The organism is Acinetobacter sp. YH01005 (assembly GCF_013420465.1).
GTDB classification, from domain to species: Bacteria; Pseudomonadota; Gammaproteobacteria; order Pseudomonadales; family Moraxellaceae; genus Acinetobacter; species Acinetobacter amyesii.
This window is the reverse complement of record NZ_VOYA01000063.1, coordinates 1-1,611: the sequence shown is the minus strand read 5'-3', so window position 1 is coordinate 1,611 and position 1,611 is coordinate 1. Positions and strand designations below refer to the sequence as shown.

The following is a 1,611-nucleotide window of genomic DNA, read 5'->3' as shown; positions in this document are numbered from 1 at the left end:
TTATAATCAGCGAAGAATTCAAAAAGGCTTGGATTTTAAGACACCAAATCAAATGGCAGAAGACTTTTATCGGTTAGCTGCCTAGAATCTCCCAAGTGAAAGTCTCCTGCTAATTCAGCACACATCACTACTCTGGTAGTGCTTAAAGAAAATAGCCCTTCATGTGGTAGTTCAATGATTTACGATGGTCAATTTAATGGGAATAAGATCTATGGCAATGGAGTTACCTCCGCTTTGCTTAAACGTCATAATATAAAAGTCATTTCAGAAGAAACTTTTTGGCAACTTTTACCCTAGTTCCTCCGCTTTTATTTAAAATCTTCATGCAACTCCAACCACGCCCCCCTTTGCAATATCAAGTCTCTTCGGTATTTAGAGATATAGTGAGGTAATAATCTAAGAAGCATATCCATTACTTCCACATCAGTTAAAAAGTAGTGGTTCAATTTTATGCTGTAATTCTTTAACAATTTTAGCAAGCTGATCATGTAAAACTAACCAACATTGCTCATGACCTTGCCCAATATATTCATCTATTATGAGTTGCAAAATGTCTTGATCTATCTGACTTAAGAATTCTAAAAACCATGTCGCAGCAACATCCTTGGCAACTATTGTTTTATGATCTAATGTATAAGCTATACGGCATAGCGCTAAAATTTGATTACATTCATCCTGATCGTCTTTCCAATGAGCAATAATTTGTGGATAAGTTTTTTGCATGGCAAATATTAATTGTTCATAGCTAATTGGATTTAACCAATCGCAAATATCAGGTCCAAAGATAGTAATGTTATGTAATTGGGCAGTTTTAAGTAAAATACTAATATCTGGATCAGATTGACTATAAAGTAATTCACCTTTGAGTAATTCTTCTCTCAACCACTCGCCATATTGTAGCTGATATGTATATGGATGATTTTTATTGGTAATACTCCCTTTTTCTAATATCGTAATTTCTAAGGCACGCGCTGTAGCATGACCAATCGGAACAGATATATTTAGAAAATTCTGCGCTAATTGTTTTCTTTCCTGATCGGTAATTTCACGTTCAATAATAACTAAAATATCAAGATCACTTTTATGTTTTAAACCACCATCAACATACGAACCATATAAATAAATAGCATAAAGCTTATCTTTAAAATTTTTTTGTAAAAGCTGTTTTACACTTTCAACTTGGCGACACTCTTCATCATTTAAGCTTTGCATATGATTTTTAATTTAAAAAAATAAGTAATGAATTCATAGAGCATTATACAGAATAAGTGTAAATAATTTAATCAATTAGTAAATAACATACTATTTTTACAATATATTTACTTTCAATATAGAGTTTAATACATAAAACTCTATCAATCAAAAAAAGCTTGAAACAACATCTGAATAGTAAGAGTCATTTCCTCCTCACTTAGAGATGGATCCGGAAATTTGAACAACTCCTATAAGTGATACTCTGCTCCTCAAATGATGTTATAAACATCAATATATGGAGTATTTTATGGCACGTAGACCAAGAAGAAATCATTCAAACGACTTTAAGGCTAAGGTAGCACTTGCTGCGATCAAAGCAGAAAAAACACTTGCTGAATTGAGTTCTGAGTTTGATGT

At 32.3% G+C, this 1,611-nt stretch carries 1 protein-coding gene and 1 pseudogene; one reads left to right on the top strand and one right to left on the bottom strand.

Annotated elements, in window-relative coordinates; all coding sequences use genetic code 11:
- Positions 1 to 135 precede the first annotated feature (135 nt).
- Positions 136 to 297 (top strand): annotated as a pseudogene (locus tag FTT72_RS16090) (DUF523 domain-containing protein); the annotation flags it as partial.
- 126 nt (positions 298 to 423) lie between these two features.
- On the opposite strand, the gene FTT72_RS16085 reads toward FTT72_RS16090, so the two are convergent.
- The gene (locus FTT72_RS16085) at positions 424 to 1,212 is read right to left on the bottom strand and encodes an aminoglycoside adenylyltransferase domain-containing protein (RefSeq protein WP_038350081.1); all 789 of its coding nucleotides are present in this window, start codon (positions 1,210 to 1,212) and stop codon (positions 424 to 426) included.
- Between the last annotated feature and the right edge of the window lie 399 nt (positions 1,213 to 1,611).